The sequence below is a fragment of the Microbacterium sp. NPDC057659 genome, from assembly GCF_042799915.1.
Lineage (GTDB): Bacteria > Actinomycetota > Actinomycetes > Actinomycetales > Microbacteriaceae > Microbacterium.
Map to the genome: position 1 here is coordinate 1,684,380 of NZ_JBHVHU010000001.1, position 14,218 is coordinate 1,698,597.

The 14,218-nt window shown below is 70.9% G+C and carries 11 protein-coding genes; 5 read left to right on the forward strand and 6 right to left on the reverse strand.

The genetic code is table 11. The features are described from left to right. The first annotated feature begins 77 nt into the window (after positions 1-77). Positions 78-1,667 (forward strand): SPFH domain-containing protein, encoded by a 1,590-nt coding sequence (locus ACFVAE_RS08005; RefSeq protein WP_378890075.1) that lies wholly within the window; start codon positions 78-80, stop codon positions 1,665-1,667. Positions 1,668-1,750: 83 nt separating this feature from the next. Here ACFVAE_RS08005 and ACFVAE_RS08010 read toward each other — a convergent pair whose 3' ends face one another. Then, complete coding sequence (locus ACFVAE_RS08010; RefSeq protein WP_378890078.1) at positions 1,751-2,371, reverse strand: VOC family protein; 621 nt, start codon at positions 2,369-2,371, stop codon at positions 1,751-1,753. A gap of 50 nt (positions 2,372-2,421) precedes the next feature. Between ACFVAE_RS08010 and hrpB the strand changes: the two genes are divergently transcribed. Continuing rightward, a complete protein-coding gene (hrpB, locus tag ACFVAE_RS08015; protein WP_378890080.1) occupies positions 2,422-4,974 on the forward strand; it encodes an ATP-dependent helicase HrpB in 2,553 nt (850 codons plus the stop codon). Between the two features lie 78 nt (positions 4,975-5,052). On the opposite strand, the gene ACFVAE_RS08020 is transcribed toward hrpB, so the two are convergent. From ACFVAE_RS08020 to ACFVAE_RS08030, 3 genes are read right to left on the reverse strand one after another with little or no spacing between them, the layout of a single operon-like run. Continuing rightward, positions 5,053-6,318, reverse strand: a complete 1,266-nt coding sequence (locus ACFVAE_RS08020; RefSeq protein ID WP_378890083.1) for an MFS transporter — start codon at positions 6,316-6,318, stop codon at positions 5,053-5,055. A gap of 56 nt (positions 6,319-6,374) precedes the next feature. Further along, positions 6,375-7,109, reverse strand: coding sequence for an ABC transporter permease (locus ACFVAE_RS08025; RefSeq protein WP_378890085.1), 735 nt, complete (start codon positions 7,107-7,109; stop codon positions 6,375-6,377). Continuing rightward, positions 7,106-7,867, reverse strand: a complete 762-nt coding sequence (locus ACFVAE_RS08030) for an ABC transporter ATP-binding protein (RefSeq protein ID WP_378890088.1) — start codon at positions 7,865-7,867, stop codon at positions 7,106-7,108. The genes ACFVAE_RS08025 and ACFVAE_RS08030 overlap by 4 nt, the downstream gene beginning before the upstream one ends. 125 nt (positions 7,868-7,992) lie before the next feature. Between ACFVAE_RS08030 and ACFVAE_RS08035 the strand changes: the two genes are divergently transcribed. Further along, positions 7,993-8,259, forward strand: coding sequence for a GlsB/YeaQ/YmgE family stress response membrane protein (locus ACFVAE_RS08035; RefSeq protein WP_378890090.1), 267 nt, complete (start codon positions 7,993-7,995; stop codon positions 8,257-8,259). Positions 8,260-8,287: 28 nt separating this feature from the next. Here ACFVAE_RS08035 and ACFVAE_RS08040 read toward each other — a convergent pair whose 3' ends face one another. After that, positions 8,288-10,537, reverse strand: a complete 2,250-nt coding sequence (locus tag ACFVAE_RS08040; RefSeq protein WP_378890093.1) for an excinuclease ABC subunit UvrA — start codon at positions 10,535-10,537, stop codon at positions 8,288-8,290. Between the two features lie 61 nt (positions 10,538-10,598). Here ACFVAE_RS08040 and ACFVAE_RS08045 point away from each other — a divergent pair, with 61 nt between their 5' ends. Continuing rightward, complete coding sequence (locus tag ACFVAE_RS08045; protein WP_378890096.1) at positions 10,599-11,552, forward strand: helix-turn-helix transcriptional regulator; 954 nt, start codon at positions 10,599-10,601, stop codon at positions 11,550-11,552. On the opposite strand, the gene ACFVAE_RS08050 is transcribed toward ACFVAE_RS08045, so the two are convergent. Further along, positions 11,539-13,035, reverse strand: coding sequence for an L-serine ammonia-lyase, iron-sulfur-dependent, subunit alpha (locus tag ACFVAE_RS08050; protein WP_378890099.1), 1,497 nt, complete (start codon positions 13,033-13,035; stop codon positions 11,539-11,541). The genes ACFVAE_RS08045 and ACFVAE_RS08050 overlap by 14 nt on opposite strands. Positions 13,036-13,304: 269 nt before the next feature. Here ACFVAE_RS08050 and ACFVAE_RS08055 point away from each other — a divergent pair, with 269 nt between their 5' ends. After that, a complete protein-coding gene (locus ACFVAE_RS08055; protein ID WP_378890101.1) occupies positions 13,305-14,168 on the forward strand; it encodes an endonuclease/exonuclease/phosphatase family protein in 864 nt (287 codons plus the stop codon). The last annotated feature ends 50 nt before the right edge of the window (positions 14,169-14,218 follow it).

The window sequence follows — 14,218 nt, forward strand, 5'->3', positions numbered from 1 at the left end:
CCATCTGCAGCATCCGCCGGTATCTGGCAAGGTGGTCGGCAAGGGACTCCACTGGGGAGTTCAGGCTGGAGGGCCCCTTGGAGATCGCCGCGCTCGTCGGAATCCTCATCACTGTCGGAATCGCACTCGCGTTCGTCGTCGTCCTGGTCGGAATCGTCGCGCTCTTCGCGCGCAGCTGGATCAAGGTCGCGCGAGCAGACGAGGCGCTCGTGATCTCCGGCCGCAAGCAGAAGGTGCAGCGGGCCGTCGTCAACAGCGACGGCAGCACCAGCTCCGAGCTCGCGGAATCGCCGGTCACGGTCATCGTGAACGGCAAGGCCGTCGTCAACCCGATCACGCAGCGCCACGAGATCATCTCGCTGCGCTCGCGCCAGGTGTCGCTGAACGCCGAGGCGCAGTCGCTCGACAGCGTCACGCTGAACGTCGACGGCGTCGCCATCGTGAAGATTGGCTCCGACCCGCTGTACGTGCGCCGCGCCGCTGAGCGCTTCGCCTCGCAGGACAAGGCCATCGAGCAGTTCACCACCGAGCAGCTCGAGGGCGCGCTGCGCGGCATCGTCGCCACGCTCTCGGTCGTCGAGCTCATGCGCGAGCGCAAGAAGTTCTCCGATCAGATCGCTTCGGACGTCTCCCAGGAGCTGGCCGAGCAGGGTCTGATCCTCGACTCGTTCCAGATCAAGGGCATCACCGACAAGGTCGGGTACATCCAGTCGCTCGGCGCTCCCGAGATCCAGGCCAAGCGCCAGTCCGCCGAGATCTCGCAGACGAACGCCGATCGTGCGATCAACCAGAAGAACATCGCCAACCAGGAAGCCAACCTGATCGAGCAGACCGCGCTCGACACCAACACGGCGAACGCGAACGCCGGCATCGGCCGCGCCCGCGCCGAGGCCGAGCAGGCCGAGCAGCTGGCCCGCGCGCAGGCCGAGCAGGCCGTCCTGCAGCAGCAGGCCGAGAACAAGCAGGCTCAGCTGGATGCCGATGTGAAGCGCGTCGCCGACGCGCAGCGCTACGAGGCCGAGACGAGGGCTCAGGCCGACCTGTTCACGCGCGAGAAGGCCGCCGAGGCTGCCGCGATCGAGCAGGTCAAGCAGGCCGAGGCGCGCACCCGCATCGCCGAGCAGCAGGCGCAGGCCGACAAGGCCCGGGCGGCCGGTGAGGCGGCCGCTGCTGAGGCGAAGGCCGCCGGTGAGGCCAACGCGCTGCGCGCCCAGGCCGACGCGGAGGCCGCGGCCCGCCGGGTGCGCGCCGAGGCCGAGGCCGCCGCCATCCGCGCCGAGGGTGAGGCCCGCGCGGCCGCCGTCGAGGCGGAGGCGAAGGCCATCGCGTCGAACCAGGAGGCGTTCCTGTCGCAGCGCGTGCTCGAGGTGCTGCCCGCGATCATGGGCGAGTTCGCCAAGGGCTACGCGACGATCGGCAACGTGTCGATCATCGGGGGCTCCGGCGAGGACGGCGCCTCCAGCGTCGTCGGCGGCGACAACGCCAAGGCCATGCGCGCCGTCTTCGACAGCGTCAACGCCGCGACCGGCCTCGACCTCGCTGCGATCATCCAGGGCCAGGCCGTCGGCCGTGGCTTCGGCGCAGGCGTCGCCCAGGCGTCGGAGGATGCCGCTCCTGCGGCGCCCCTCCGCCCCGCGAAGACCGTCGAGGTCGTTCCCGAGGACTGATCACGTCAACGGAGGGCGCGGATGCTGCGGCATCCGCGCCCTCCGCGTGTCCGGACGTCCTAGGCGGCGGTCACGATCGGCGGCTATGCCTTTCGCTCGGAGACGCGGGCCCGGATCCAGTCATAGCCGTCGGGGTCGGTGAAGGCCCCGTCGGCGGCGACGGCCAGGCGGTGCGATCCGGTTCCCGCGGCGTCGCATCCGACCTGCTTGGCGAGGGCCGCCCGCTTGTAGAGGGCCAGCTTGACGGCGCCGGTGTCGAACTCGACGTAGGAGGGGAAGCTCTTCGCGACCGTCAGACCCTGCTCCTGGTAGAAGCTCTTGCTCGCCTTGACCTTGTCGACGCCGAGCAGCAGCACGACCCGTTCGATCTCGCCGGTCGCCGGTCCGGTCGCGGTCTTCTTGGCGCTGGCGACCTGCCACGTCGTGCCGTCCGGCGCCCGGAATGATCCGCCGTAACCCCACAGACTCTTCGCGACCGGCTTCAGGACCTGGGCGCCCGCGGCGAGCGCACGGGCGAACACCGCGTCGACGTCACCCGGCTGCACGAGGATGAGGGAGGGCGCGAAGCCGCGGAAGCCGGAGCTCGGCTGTCCGCTCGGCCGCACGGTGACGCGGTCACCCAGGCGAAGGGCGTCTCGGTAGAAGGACTCCGCGGCCAGGATCTCGTCCTGCGGGACCTCGATGGTGATGCTGTGAATGTTCATGCTTCGAGGCTAGAAACGCAGCTCAGGCGGGGCTTCTCGATTCCTGACCGATGCCGGGGACGCGAGAGACTGGACCGGTGACTTTCGACCTGGCGAGGATCGGTGAGGGGCTCGCGTTCGCGGGCGCCCTCGACGACCTGACCGCCGCGCTCGACACGAGTACGGCGGTCGTGGTGAGCGCGCCGCCCGGGACCGGAAAGACCACGCTCGTCCCTCCCCTGCTCGCCTCGCGCGCGAGGGGACGCGTGATCGTCACGCAGCCGCGCCGCGTCGCCGCGCGAGCGGCCGCTCGGAGGCTCGCGCAGCTCGACGGCTCGCCGCTCGGAACGAGGGCCGGGTTCACGGTCCGCGGCGAGCGCTCGGTCAGCAGCGACACCCGGGTCGAGTTCGTCACCGCCGGCGTGCTGCTGCGTCGGATGCTGGATGACCCGGGCCTCGACGGCGTCGACGCTGTCGTCATCGACGAGGTGCACGAGCGGGCGCTGGAGACCGACCTGCTGATCGGTCTGCTCGGCGAGGTGCGGGAGTTGCGCGACGACCTCGTCCTGATCGCGATGTCGGCCACGCTCGACGCCGCTCGCATCGCGGAGGTGATCGACGAGCCGGCTCCGGTGGTCGAGCACACGGTCGCCGCGCATCCGCTCGCCGAGCGCTGGGCGCCGAGTCCGGTGCCCCGGCTGGACGAGCGCGGCGTCACCCGCGGTTTCCTCGACCATGTCGCGCGCACCGCGGCATCCGGTGCTCGCGACCTCGAGGAGGGCGACACGCTGGTCTTCGCGCCGGGCGCGTGGGAGGTCGCTGAGATCGCCCGCCGCCTGCGCGACGAGGCCCGCGGATTCGACGTGCGCGAGCTGCACGGTCAGATCCCGTCCGCCGAGCAGGATGCGGTGATCCGCGGGCGCGCGCCGGAAGACGCGCCGCGCATCATCGTGACGACGTCGCTCGCCGAGTCGTCGCTCACGGTCCCCGGGGTGCGACTCGTCGTGGACAGCTGCCTGTCGCGGTTCCCGCAGCGCGACGCGGCCCGCGGCATAAGCGGGCTGGTCACCGCCGGCGCCGCGCGGTCGTCGTGCGTGCAGCGCGCGGGCCGCGCGACCCGGCAGGGGCCGGGAACCGTCATCCGCTGCATCGACGAGCGCACCTACGCGGCGGCTCCCGCACGCCCGGCTCCCGAGATCGCGACCGCCGATCTCGCCGATGCCGCGCTGCTGCTGGCCTGCTGGGGCGCACCGGGCGGCACCGGGCTGAGGCTGATCGACCCGCTGCCCGCCGACGCGCTGGCCGAGGCGCGGAGCGTGCTGCACGACCTGGGCGCAACCGACGACGACGGCCGGGCGACGGCCGAGGGACGCAGGCTGGCCCGAATCCCCGTCGATCCGCGACTCGCCCGCGCGCTGGTCGACGGCACGGAACTCGTCGGAGCCGAACTCTCCTCGGAGGTGGTGGCGCTGCTCGGCGGTGAGATCCGCGTGCCCGATGCCGACGTCGCCGCCGCCGTCGTCGCGCTGCGGAACGGCCGAGGTCCGGATGCCCGGCGGTGGGCGCAGGAGGCACGGCGCCTGCGGCGCTTCGCGCCACCATCCGACGCGAGGAGCGGTGTCGACGACGCGGGGCTCGTGATCGGGCTCGCGTTCCCCGGACGCATCGCGCGGCGGGTTGACCGCACGGCTGAGGGTGCGACGTTCCGGCTGGCATCCGGCACTCGCGCCGGCGTGCGCGGCACACTCGCCGGAGCCGAATGGCTGGCGGTCGCCGACGTCTCCCGTGCATCGGGGCGGGCCGCCGCCGGCTCCGGGGCGCTCATCCGCGCCGCCGCTGTCATCACCGAAGCGCAGGTGGAGCGCGCCGCCGACCACCTCATCACCGACCGCGTCGAAGCGGAGTTCGTGAAGGGCCGCGTCGCGGCACGCCGTGAGCGCCGGGTCGGCGCAATCGTGCGCGCCTCGGTCCCGGTGCGCGCGACGGCCGAAGAGGGCCGCGCCGCCGTGCAGCGCGCGCTGCACCGCGACGGGCTCGGCGTGTTCACCTGGTCGGATGCCGCGGATGAACTGCGCCGCCGGCTCGCCCTGCTGCACCGCGCGATCGGCTCGCCGTGGCCGGACATGTCGGATGCCGCACTCACCGACGCCCTCGACACCTGGCTCGGACCCGAGATCGACGCCCTCGCCGGCGGCGCCCCTGCCGGCCGCATCGACCTGGCATCCGCTCTGCGCCGGCTGCTGCCCTGGCCGGCCGCCGCTGAGTTCGACGTGCTCGCTCCGGAGCGGCTCGAGGTTCCCAGCGGCTCCCGTATCCGCATCGCGTACCCGCCGATCGACGACGAGGGCGCCCGGCCGGTCGTCGCGGTGAAGCTGCAGGAGTGCTTCGGCTGGGCTGAGACGCCGCGCCTGGCGGGCGGACGCGAGCCCGTGCTGTTCCACCTGCTCTCCCCCGCCGGACGTCCGCTCGCCGTCACCGACGACCTCGCGTCGTTCTGGTCCGGCCCCTACGCGCAGGTGCGTGCCGAGATGCGCGGCCGCTATCCGAAGCATCCGTGGCCCGAGGACCCCTGGGCCGCTGCGCCGACGCGTCACACGAAGAATCGCGCGGCACGCGGGGACTGACGCGAAGCCGGCTCGGAGGATGTCGCGAGAGGATGCACTGTGCCCTCTTCGCACCGGCCCTGACGCATGAGCACCTGCTCACCGCGCGGGCGAGGCACCGGAAGCGCTCGCCGGCTCCGGGGCGTCCTGCGGCAGGCGACGGATCTTCGGGAGCCGTGAGGCGAGGGCGACGATGAGCTGAGCGGCGAACACGACGACCGCCGCGACCAGGCACCAGTCGAGCCCGAAGAGCGCGGAGGTCACCGCTGCCAGTCCCGCCCCGAGCGGACGCGCGCCATAGGTCGACACGATCATCAGCGAGGACACCCGCCCGAGCAGCGGCAGCGGGGTGACCGCCTGACGCAGCGCCGTCGTCGAGATCGCCCACAGCACCGGACCGAACCCGAACAGGAAGAACGCTGCGAAGACGATCTGCGATGACGGGATCCAGAGCGTCGACATCAGGAAGACGGCCGCGAGAAGACCGCAGATCGGCCCGACGATCATCAGAGCGCCGAGCGGAAGCCGGGCCGAGAGCCAGCGCACCGCGAACGCGCTGAGCAGGCCCCCGGCGCCGGAGACTCCGAGTGCGATGCCGACAGTCGCCGGAGTCATCCCGACCCTGTCGATCGCGTGCACCATGAAGACCGCCTGCACGAGGAACCACCCGATGTTGAAGATCATCGAGGTGAGGATCATCGGCCGGAGCAGCTCGTGCCGGAGTGCGAAGCGAAGGCCCTCGCCCAGGCTGCGGAATGCGAGCTCTCGTCGCTTCGCCGCCGGACGCACCGGGAGGGCGAGGCGGGAGAGCAGGGCGACGGCGGCGCCGCACACGACCGTCGCCACGATGAACGCCGTACTCGCGCCCACGAACGACACCAGCGCCCCGCCCAGCGCGGGTCCGGCGATGTAGGCGGTGCTCCGCCCCAGTTCGATCCATCGATTCGCATCGACCAGACGCTCTCGATCGACCAGAGCCGGCACCGTCGCGGGAACACCCACGCTGAATGCGACCGTGCCGATCGCCCCGATCAGCCCGAGTGCGAGGAGTGCAGGAAACGTGAGCGCGCCGAGCAGCAGCAGTGCGACGACGCTCAGCAGGGTGACAGCGCGCAGCATCTCGGCACCCAGGAGGAAGCGACGTGGCGAGTGGCGATCGACCAGCAGTCCGAAGGGGATCGCCAGCAGCAGGAACGGCAGCGTCTGCGCCACTTGCAGCAGCGCGGTCTCCGTCGCTCCCACACCGAGGACGACCACTGCCGCGAGCGGCGCGGCGGCCAGGGCGAGCTGCTCGGCGGAGAGGGTGAGGGCGCTCGCCGAAGACAGGCGGGTGAACGCGGAAGGGAGCGGCGGCCGGTCGGTCATGGGTCGATTCCAGCAGCGGAGCCCCGCGGATGCTGGCGGAAATCAGCCCTCGCGCGCTACGGCGTCCGCCGCCGCAGGGTGAGCGGGGCGAGCACCAGGAACGCGACGGCGAAAGCCACCACGATGAGCACGGGCTGCCAGACGTCCCACCCCTCGTCGCCGGCGGTCACCGCGTTGATGGCGTCGATCGCATGGCTGAGCGGCAGCCAGTCCGAGATCGCGTAGAGCACGTCGGGCATCTGGTCGCGCGGCATGAACAGCCCGCCCAGGATGATCTGCGGGAACACCAGCACCGGCATGAACTGCACGGCCTGGAACTCCGTCTGCGCGAACGCGCTCGCCAGCAGCCCCAGGGCGGTGCCCAGCACGGCATCGACGACGGCGACCAGGCCCAACTGCCAGAGCGGGCCGTCCACGTTGAGCCCGCACACGTACACCGCGAACGCGACGGTGATGACGGCCTGCAGCACCGCCATCAGGCCGAACGCCAGCGCGTAGCCGAGGATGAAGTCGGCCTTGCCCAGGGGTGTCGACATCAGCCGTTCGAGAGTGCCGGAGCGGCGCTCGCGCAGCGTGGTGATCGAGGTGATCAGGAACATCACGATGAACGGGAACAGTGCGAGGATCGCGCCGCCGAACTGGTCGAACACCCCGTCCTGGTCGGTGAACAGCCAGGCGAACAGGCCCACCAGCAGACTCGGTGCGATCACCATCAGTGCGATCGAGCGCGGATCGTGCCGCAGCTGCTCGAGCACGCGCCCGGCGGTCGCGAGCAGCCGGCGGGGGGTCACGAGCCCGCTCCCCGCTGCGAGCGCCGCGTCGGCGGATGCTGCTTCTCGTCGCGCGCGATCAGGGCGAGGAACGCGTCCTCGGCATCCGGCTCTCCGGTGTCCTCGAGCAGCGCGGCCGGCGTGGTGTCGGCGATCAGCCGGCCGTCGCGCATGAGCAGCAGCCGGTCGCAGCGCCGAGCCTCGTCCATGACATGGCTCGACACGATCAGCGTGGTCCCGGCATCCGCTATTCGACGGAACATGCCCCACAGCTCGCTGCGCAGCACCGGATCGAGGCCGACGGTCGGCTCGTCCAGCACCACCAGTTCCGGGCTGCCGAGCAGGGCCGCCCCCAGCGACACCCGCCCGGCCTGCCCGCCGCTGAGGCCTGAGACCTGCTGCTTGGCGTGGTCGCGCAGTCCGACCTCGTCGAGCACCCGGTCGACGTCGCCGCGTGGGGCACCGAGGACGGATGCGAAGTACTGCAGGTTCTGCCGCACGGTCAGGTCGCTGTAGACCGCGGCGCCCTGAGTGCCGTAGGCGACCCTGTCGCGCAGCCCCCGCGACCCGGCGGGCTCACCGAGAACGGTGACCGCGCCGTCCTTCACCTTCTGCACGCCCACGATGGCGCGCAGCAGCGTGGTCTTGCCGCATCCGCTGGGCCCGAGGAGTCCGGTGATCTCGCCGCGCGGGATCGCCACGTCCAGCCCGTCGAACACGGTGCGGCGCCCGCGCCGCACCACCAGGGCGTCGACCGTCACCGCCGGAGCATCCGTCATGGGTGAATAGTGCGCCCTGCGGGCGCCCCGGTCAATGACCCGCGCCGCGTCCTCTGCTCGGACCCCTGCCGCGACCGGCGCCTACGCGTCCGGGCGGCTGCCTCGAACACAATAGGATTGCGCTCATGCTCATCATCGGCCTCATCCTCTTCGGAATGATCATCGGCGCTGCGGCCCAGTGGCTGCTCGGCACCAGCAAGGGCAAGAAGGTCGACTGGGCGCTGGCCTGCGCCGCAGGGCTGATCGGCTCCTTCGTCGGCGGTCTGCTGATCAGCCTGCTCAGCGGCGACGGCCTCGAGCTGCGGCCGAGCGGCATCATCGGCTCGCTGGTGGGCGCCCTGATCGTCACCGCCGTGTGGGTCGCCTGGAACCGCAGCCGCGCGAAGAAGTGACGCGGCGGGGCAAGCTGCCGGGACTCGGTCAGCCGGCGAAGGAAGCTTCGCGGATCTGTTCCAGCGCCCGCGCGGTCGGCGTCCCCGTGATTCCCCTGACTGGGCCCTGATACAGCAGCCGACCGCCGTGCCGCCCCGCACCGGGGCCGAGGTCGATCAGCCAGTCGGCCCGCCGGATCACCGCCGGATTGTGCTCGATGACGACCACCGTGTGCCCTTGATCCTTCAACGCCACGAGCATCCGGAACAGCGTATCCACATCAGCGGCATGCAGCCCGGTCGTCGGCTCGTCGAGCACGTAGAGCGCAGGTTCGGTCTGATCCCTCAGCTCGGCCGCGATCTTCACCCGCTGGCTCTCGCCGCCTGACAGCGTGTTCAGCGGCTGCCCCAGTCGCAAGTAACCCAGACCGATGCCGTCGAGATGTGCGAGGGCGGTGCGGATCCGCGGCGACGGCAGCCGTCCGACAGCCTCCGCCACGGTCAGATCGTCGATGTCGGCGATGCTCAGGCCGTCGACGGTCATAGCCAGCACCTCCGGGCGATAGCGGCGGCCCCCGCACGCCTCGCAGGGTGTCTCCTGCCCCTCCATGAATGCGAGATCGGTGTAGGTCACGCCGAGTCCGCCGCATGCTGGGCATCCGCCCTCCGAGTTCGCGCTGAACAGGCCGGGGGCGACGTCGTGCGCGTCGGCGAACATGCGGCGCAGGGGCGTCGCGATTCCGGTGTACGTGATCGGCGTCGACCGCCGGTTGCCGGCCACGGGGCGCTGGTCGATGACGACCGCGCTGTGCTGCGCCACGAGTTCGGCCGCGAGACTGGACTTTCCCGAGCCTGCGACTCCGGTGAGCACCGTCAGCACTCCCGCCGGAAGATCGAGCGACAGGTCGTGCAGGTTGTTGCGCCGAGCGCCCCGGACACCGATCCACCCCGTCGGCTGCTTCCGGTCTGCGGGCGCGGGCAATGGCGCGCGCAGCGCGCGGCCGGTCGCACTGTCCGCACGAAGGAGCGCCTCGTACCCGCCCTGGAACACCAGGCGGCCGCCGCCCTCCCCCGCGGCCGGGCCTATCTCGACTACCTGGTCCGCGGCCGCCATCACAGCAGGGTCGTGCTCGACCACCAGCACCGTGTTGCCCTTGTCGCACAGGTCACGCAGCAGTCCGATCATGGCGTCCACGTCGGCTGGGTGCAGCCCTACCGTCGGCTCGTCGAAGACGTAGAGCATCTGGGTCAGACTCGAACCGAGGTGCTTCACGGTCTTGATCCGCTGCGACTCGCCACCCGAGAGGGTCGGCGTCGCCCGGCCGAGGTTCAGATATCCCAGTCCGATCGAGACCATCGCGTCGAGCCGTTGCACCAGCGCCTCGCACACGGGTGCCACGGCGGGTTCGTCGATCCCCCGCACGTACGCGGCGAGCTCCGTCACCTCCTGCTTCGCGAGCTCGACGATCGTGCGGCCATGCACGGTCGCTGTGCGGGCCGCCTCGTTCAACCGGTCTCCACCGCAGTCCGGACAGGGCTCGGCCCTGGTGAACTCGCGCACCACGGCGGCCTTGCGCTCGGAGATGTGATCGCCAGTGTGCAGGTGGATCCGTTCGAACCGTGGCACCACTCCTTCGTAGTCCTTCGGCGCACCGCTGCTGAGCCTGGCCATCGCCTCCCCGCCGTACAGCAGGGCCATCCGCTCCTCCTCGGTCCACTCGCGCAGCGGAGTGTCGAGGTCGAAGCTGCCGGCGTCGGCGTACAGACGGTAGAAGTAGCCGCCGTGCCCGAACCCCGGCACGAGAATCGCCCCCTGCTCGAGCGAACGGTCCAGATCGAGGAACCGGTCCACGGCGCTGGTCACTATCTCGCCGAGGCCGGCGCAGCGGGCGCACATGCCGGAGGGGTCGTTGAACGAGAACGCCGTCGACTCCCCGACATGCGGCGTGCTCAGCCGCGAGAACAGCAGGCGCAGGTGAGTCCAGGCGTCGGTGACGGTTCCCACCGTCGAGCGGGCGTTGCCGCCGATCCGTCTCTGGTCGATCACCACCACCGGCGAGATGCCCGATATCGCGTCCACCGCCGGACGCGTCCACTTCGGCAGCCGGTTGCGTGCGAACGGCGGGAACGTCTCGTTCAACTGATACCCGGCTTCGGCGGCGATCGTGTCGAAGACGAGCGAGGACTTGCCCGAGCCGGACAGGCCGACGAAAACGACGAGTTCGCCGCGCGGGATGTCGACGTCGATTCCGCGCAGGTTGTTCGTGCGCGCTCCTCTGATGCTGATCATGTCGCTCATGTCGCCAGGCTAGGCCGCATTGCGGCCTGATCATGTCCGCAATTCACTCTATTCTCGAGTCATGGCGGACGTCACGAAGCGGATGCTCGACCTGCTCTCCGCCCTGCAGACCGGGCGCGAGTACGGCGGACCGGAGCTCGCCGCGCTGCTCGAGGTGAGCACGCGCACCCTGCGGCGCGATGTCGAACGGCTGCGCGACTACGGGTATCCGGTGCAGACCAGACCTGGACCTGCCGGCGGCTATCGGCTGGTCGCCGGGGGATCGATGCCTCCCCTGCTTCTGGACGACGACGAAGCCGTGGCTGCGCAGGTCGCTCTGACGATCGTCGCGGCGATGCAGGACTCCGCTCCGGGAACGATCTCCGACAGCACCGCGCGCGCCCAGGCAAAGCTCGATCAGTTCCTGCCCGCACGACTGCGCCCACGGGCGATCGCGCTCCGCGATGCCGTCGACATCTCGTGGCCGGAGACCCCCGCTGTCGACCCCAGGATCCTCGGCACACTCGGCGATGCGATCTCCCGGGGCAGGATCGTGCGGTTCCGCTACCGGGGCGGAGATGCCGCCATCGCCGGAGAACGCCGGGTCGAGCCGTACCGCCAACTGCACCGGCACCTGCGCTGGTACCTGCTCGCCTGGGATCTCGATCGCGAGGCCTGGCGCACGTTTCGGCTGGATCGCCTGTCCGACCTCGAGGTGTCGACGTTCGGGTTCGCCGCCCGGCCGTTGCCCGACGAGTCCGCGGATGCGCATCTGACCGCCGCGCTGAGGCGCGATCGCACCCGGGTGGTGCTGGATGTACAGGGCCCCGCGGATGCCGTGCGCGACGCACTGCCGTGGGAGGACCTCGAATTCGACCAGGTGGAGGAAGGACGCACCCGCGTCGCGCTGCACGTCGCCGACTGGCCCTGGTTGGTTCACGCTCTCGCGGTTCTGCCACCCGCTGTGGTGGTGGAGCCCGCGATCTTCGCCGCCGGCATCCGATCGTTCGCCGAACGGGTGCTCAGCACTCGATGACGTTGACCGCGAGGCCGCCCTCGCTGGTCTCCTTGTACTTCGTCGACATGTCGAGGCCGGTCTGGCGCATGGTCTCGACGACCGCGTCGAGCGACACGTAGTGATGCCCGTCGCCGCGCAGCGCCAGCCGCGCAGCGGTGACGGCCGTGGATGCCGCGATCGCGTTGCGCTCGATGCACGGGATCTGCACGAGCCCGCCGATCGGATCGCAGGTGAGCCCGAGGTGGTGCTCCATCGCGATCTCGGCGGCGTTCTCGATCTGCCGCACCGTGCCGCCCATCACGGCGGTCAGGCCGCCCGCGGCCATCGCGCAGGCCGAACCGACCTCCGCCTGACAGCCGCCCTCGGCGCCTGAGATGGACGCGTTCGCCTTGAACAGCGAGCCGAGCGCAGTGGCGGTCAGCAGGAAGCGACGGATGCCGCGGCGGCGGTTGGCCTCTGCGACGGCGTCGGGGTCCTCGATCGCGCCGATCGCGACCAGCGAGGCCTCGGCGCCGAACCCGAGCAGCGCGCTGCCGACGAGCTCGCCGTAGGGCGTGACCGCATTGCCGGCACCCAGGCCGGAGTCGGCGAGGAAGCGCCACCAGTACATCGCGACGGCGGGCAGGATGCCGGCTGCGCCGTTGGTCGGCGCGGTGACGACGCGGCCGCCCGCGGCGTTCTCCTCGTTCACGGCGAGCGCGAACGCGCCCAGCCAATCGCCCGGGATCTGCGCGTGTCCGTCGGACTCGGCCCCCTCGAGCTGCTCGCGGATGTCGGATGCCCGGCGCTTGACCTTGAGCATCCCGGGCAGCGTGCCGCCGTTGTGCAGGCCCGCGTCGACACAGGAGTACATGGCGTCCCAGATCGCGTCGAGCCCCGCCGCGACCTCCTCCTCGCTGCGCACGGCCATCTCGTTGGCACGGGCGATCTCGGCGATCGTCAGCCGGTTCTCGTCGCAGAGCGCGAGCAGCTCCTCGGCGGTGTCGTACGGGTAGGGCTGCACGGCGGGCGAGACCCGCGCCTCCTCGCCGTCGCGGCGGATGAACCCGCCGCCGATCGAGTAGTAGGTCTCTTCCTGCACCGGGGCGCCGTCCGCGTCGAGCGCGTGCAGGGTCATCGCGTTCGGGTGGCCGGGCAGGCGGGTGCGCGGCACGAACGAGACGTCGTCCTTGGCGAACCGGATCCTGCGCTCGCCCGCGAGCCGCAGGTCGCGGCCCTCCGGCCAGGTGCTCCACAGGGCGCGCACGTCGTCGGGATCGCAGGTCTCGGGGTGCAGATCCTGCAGACCGGCGAGCACGGCGTCCGGCGTCCCGTGTCCCAGACCGGTCGCGCCCAGCGAGCCGAACAGTTCGCACGTGACACGCTCCACCCGCTCGAGCAGGCCGTCGGCGCGCAGGCGGGCGGCGAAGTCGACTCCGGCCCGCATCGGGCCCACGGTATGGGAGCTCGAGGGTCCCACACCGATGGAGAACAGGTCGAAAGCCGAGACATACGCAGTCACCTCTCCAGGGTACGCGCTCCGCTGGTGACGCGTGACATATCACGAGCAGAATGCTCAGGCGCGACTCAGAGGAACGCGCCGATCGCCTTGCCATCGAAGCCAGCGGCGAACACGATGGAGATCGCCGCCGATCGCGGCACCGACCGTTGCGAACAGAATGAGTGCGTCGGCTGAAGATCGAGAGCTGCAGGGCGTTAACCCTCCCGTCACGAGCGACCGTTTTGCTGGGATCACCCGCGCGCCCCTGCGCGGCCGAAAGGAATCCCTCCGTGAAGAAACGCTCTGTCTCCCTTCTCGCCTGCGTCGTCGCGGGCATCGCCATGTTCGGAGCCGTCCCCGCGACGGCCGCGACGCCGCCCCTCCCCGCCCCGGCGACCCGCGATCTCACCGTGGTGTCGTACAACATCCACCACGCACAGGGCGCCGACGGTGCGCTGGACCTCGAGCGCATCGCGCAGGTGCTGGAGAGGTCCGGCGCCGACGTGATCGGCCTGCAGGAGGTCGACCGCCATTTCGGCGCCCGCTCCGACTACGTCGACCAGGCTGCCTGGCTGGCGGATCGACTCGGGATGTCGTACTGCTACTCCGCCAATCTCGACCTCGACCCCGAGGCCGGCCGGACCGAGCGACGCCAGTACGGCACGGCGATCCTCTCCGCCTACCCCATGGGCGACTGCGAGAACACCCTGCTGCCGAATCAGCCCGGTGGCGAGCAGCGCGGCCTCGCCCAGGCGGATGTGCGCGTCCGCGGTGTCGAACTGCGCGTGTACAACACGCATCTGACCCACCAGAGCCAGCAGGGTCGTCTCGACCAGGCCGCGGTGTTCAACGAGAAGGCGCGGTCCGCCGGGCTGCCCACGGTGCTCATCGGCGATCTCAACGCCGAGCCGAGCACACCGGAATACGACGTGTTCACGCAAGTGCTTTCCGACGTCTGGCCGGTCGTGGGTGACGGTCCGGGATACACGTTCGACAGCGACAACCCGATCGGGCGGATCGACTACGCGCTCACCTCCGCCGACGTGACGCCGATCGCAGCCGAGGTCATCGCGACGCTCGCCTCCGACCACATGCCGCTCGTGACCGAGGTCGCACTGCCGCACCCCTCGTCGAACGGAGCCGGCAACCGCTGAGCCAAGGATCGGCTCCTCATGTCCGGGCGGGGTCCTCGAGGCTTCGCCCG

What these genes read in the sequence shown, in the direction of transcription:
- ACFVAE_RS08045 (WP_378890096.1), top strand. Translation starts at nt 10,599, where the DNA reads ATGGCGGACGTCACGAAGCGGATGCTCGACCTGCTCTCCGCCCTGCAG.
- ACFVAE_RS08010 (WP_378890078.1), bottom strand. Translation starts at nt 2,371, where the DNA reads ATGAACATTCACAGCATCACCATCGAGGTCCCGCAGGACGAGATCCTG.
- hrpB (WP_378890080.1), top strand. Translation starts at nt 2,422, where the DNA reads ATGCCGGGGACGCGAGAGACTGGACCGGTGACTTTCGACCTGGCGAGG.
- ACFVAE_RS08030 (WP_378890088.1), bottom strand. Translation starts at nt 7,867, where the DNA reads ATGACGGATGCTCCGGCGGTGACGGTCGACGCCCTGGTGGTGCGGCGC.
- ACFVAE_RS08020 (WP_378890083.1), bottom strand. Translation starts at nt 6,318, where the DNA reads ATGACCGACCGGCCGCCGCTCCCTTCCGCGTTCACCCGCCTGTCTTCG.
- ACFVAE_RS08035 (WP_378890090.1), top strand. Translation starts at nt 7,993, where the DNA reads ATGCTCATCATCGGCCTCATCCTCTTCGGAATGATCATCGGCGCTGCG.
- ACFVAE_RS08040 (WP_378890093.1), bottom strand. Translation starts at nt 10,537, where the DNA reads ATGAGCGACATGATCAGCATCAGAGGAGCGCGCACGAACAACCTGCGC.